The sequence below is a fragment of the Ideonella azotifigens genome (assembly GCF_006519715.1).
GTDB lineage: Bacteria > Pseudomonadota > Gammaproteobacteria > Burkholderiales > Burkholderiaceae_C > Ideonella > Ideonella azotifigens.
This window is the reverse complement of sequence record NZ_VIDT01000750.1, coordinates 1-2460: the sequence shown is the minus strand read 5'-3', so window position 1 is coordinate 2460 and position 2460 is coordinate 1. Positions and strand designations below refer to the sequence as shown.

Genomic DNA, 2460 nt, shown 5'->3' with positions numbered 1-2460 from the left:
CAGTGGGTGCAGGTGGTGCTGGAGCGCCAGACCCGGGTGCTGGACACGGTGCATGCCGGCCTGCGACGCGCGCTGGTCTTCCTCGCCGAGCACCATGCCGAGCCGATTGCACTGGGCGAGCTGGCCGAGCAGGCCCATGTCAGCGCCTCGCACCTGAGCTACCTGTTTCGCAGCACGCTAGGCCTGAGCTTCAAGTCCTTCCTGCTGAGCATCCGCATCCATGTGGCGCAGCAGTTGCTGCTGCTGGAGCCGCAGCTGCGCATCACCGAGGTGGCGCTGCGCGCTGGCTTTGCCGACCTCAGCCACTTCGAGCGCTGCTTCCGCCGCGCCATTGGCCAGAGCGCCCGCGAACATCGGCGGGCGCATCTGGGCGCGGCGTGACCGGTGGCGCTATTCCGCTGCGATGGCGTTGCTCAGCTGGAAGGTCCACGTCTGCGCGGAGGCGTCGATGCAGGTGACATTGGTGAAGGACCGCTGGCTGGAACTGATGTCGTAGACGCCTTGCTGCTCCGGGGGATCCTGCCCATCCACGGTCTGGCCGCCACCGCATTTCAGGACCGGCCCGTCGACGCTGCCTTCGGCGCCGTAGACGATCAGCGTGCCGAGGCCGGCGACCTTGATGGAGACGTTGCTCAGAGAGTTGGACATGGGGAAACCTTTCGATGGCAACGCGGCGCGAACACAGGCCCGGCCTGGCGCCGCTGGGCAGGCCGGGAGGGCCAGGGGCCCCGGGGAGGATCAACTTGCGGGCTGGACCGTTTCAGCGCCTCGGCGTGCCGGACGTGATGCGCAGCACGGCGGTGGGCTGGTCGTGCGGCATGCCGGGTGGCAGCACCGAGACGCTGAGCACCACGTCGCCCGCGCTTTCGCTTGGTCCGGTGGTGATCAGCTCAACGTCGCGCTGCGTGGTCGAGCCGGTCAGCGCGGCGGGGCCTTGAACCGACCAGCTGACGCTGATGTCCGACAGCGGCGGGGACGTGCTCACGGCATAGCGCTGGCGGCCATTGGCCTGCAGCTGCGTGGGCGCGGGTGCGCCGCCAGCACCGGTGATGGCGGTGGCATACACGGTCAGCGGGATCAGCGCGTGAGCTTGCGCGCCACCTGTCAGCACGGTCACGGCAAGGCCATCGGCCCCTTCGACCGCGCTGGGCTGCACCCCTTGTGCCGTGACCGTGGTGTCCTGGGCTGCAAGCGAGACGTTGGCGCCCCCGGTCCAGAAAACCTGGGCGTCATCCGCCGAGGGCTGGACCGCTGCAGCGAAGCCTGCCGTTTGCCCGACCGGAATGCTGCTGATCGGCAAGCCGCCTTGCGCTCCCATGATCTGGACGGCCAGGGGGATCAGCTGCCGGCTGGCCCGCCAGTTGCCGCCGGCGAAAGCCAGTGCCACCGTCACCTCGGCGTTGTTGCTCGCGCTGTTGGCAACCAAGCTGACCACCGGGCCGCTGGCGTCGCCCATGATCTGCAGGTCGGCGCCGACCGACCATTGCCAGTCGCCGGCCTGCGCTGGCACGACGCCGGCCGGCAGTGTGCAGGCGCTCAGCACCCGGGTTTCGCCGACGCCGATGCAACTGCTCTCGGAGCCCGTGCTGCCGCTTGTGTCGTCGGCCACCGGAGGCGCCAGCGCCAGCACGAGTTCGAACACGGTGAGGGCAATGCTGGCCACCGCAGGCGTGCCCTGGCCTTGGGGCGTGAAGGTGGCGGTCAGCATGGTGGCGCCGGGCTGCTGTGATCGCTGCTGGGAGATCAGTGTCAGCTGCGCGGTGTTGTTCGTACCGGTGATGAGCAGGGACGAAAGATCACCCGTCAGCGTCCACAGGATGCTGCCGGGTCCGTTCGGCAGGTTGAGCAAGCTGTAAGTGGCCTGCGCAAACGGCGCGAGGGCGGTGCAGGGCGCGTTGCCACTGAGGTCGGTGATGTTCATCTGGAGCTCCCATCTCACCACTGCACTTCCACAGTGATGATGCAATGTGGCGGGTAGGGCGTGACCACGTTCCAGGTCTGGGCCAACCCCAGGGCCATGCTCGGGCTGTAGGCCAGCACATGGCTCAGGTTGTGAGAGGCACCGACGAAATTCGGGAACAGGGCCGGGTTGTTGTTCAGGTCCGCGCCGGTGATGTTGAAGTCGCCGGCAATGATGATCACGTCGTTGGCGCCCGTGGCAGCCAGGTCGGCCTGGAACTGGTCCGAGTTCTGGAAGAACTCGAAAGCCGGGTACATGCCGGGTCCGGCGAATGGATTGGCGCCGAGCCCGATGGTGGCCCAGCTCGCGGCGAGCCAGTTGGCCTGCAACTCGGCATGCCAGGTGTAGAAATAAACGGTATGCGCCACGGGCGGCATGCCGGCTGTCAACGTGAACTGCTTGCGCACCGGCGCGCGGATGTTGCGGGCCGCCTGGCGCAGGTTGTTCATCGGGCCCAGGCCGATCGGCAGCCCGGTGATGTAGGTCTCCACCCCGTTGGG

At 67.8% G+C, this 2460-nt stretch carries 4 protein-coding genes; 1 reads left to right on the top strand and 3 read right to left on the bottom strand.

Annotation, left to right across the window (positions count from 1 at the left end):
- Positions 1 to 381: helix-turn-helix transcriptional regulator (locus tag FKP22_RS27190; protein WP_141291078.1), on the top strand; the 381-nt coding region annotated here is incomplete at its 5' end.
- A gap of 9 nt (positions 382 to 390) precedes the next feature.
- On the opposite strand, the gene FKP22_RS27185 is transcribed toward FKP22_RS27190, so the two are convergent.
- The 3 genes from FKP22_RS27185 to FKP22_RS32865 all read right to left on the bottom strand — a co-directional run.
- Positions 391 to 648, bottom strand: coding sequence for a hypothetical protein (locus tag FKP22_RS27185; protein WP_141291077.1), 258 nt, complete (start codon positions 646 to 648; stop codon positions 391 to 393).
- A gap of 112 nt (positions 649 to 760) precedes the next feature.
- On the bottom strand, positions 761 to 1921 hold the full coding sequence (locus FKP22_RS27180) for a hypothetical protein (RefSeq protein WP_141291076.1): 1161 nt from the start codon (positions 1919 to 1921) through the stop codon (positions 761 to 763).
- Between the two features lie 14 nt (positions 1922 to 1935).
- Positions 1936 to 2460 (bottom strand): hypothetical protein (locus tag FKP22_RS32865; protein ID WP_170201120.1); only part of this gene is annotated, 525 nt, incomplete at its 5' end.

Bases quoted from the DNA above. Each gene is read 5' to 3' on its own strand.
- FKP22_RS27180 (WP_141291076.1), bottom strand. From the start codon at position 1,921: ATGAACATCACCGACCTCAGTGGCAACGCGCCCTGCACCGCCCTCGCG.
- FKP22_RS27185 (WP_141291077.1), bottom strand. From the start codon at position 648: ATGTCCAACTCTCTGAGCAACGTCTCCATCAAGGTCGCCGGCCTCGGC.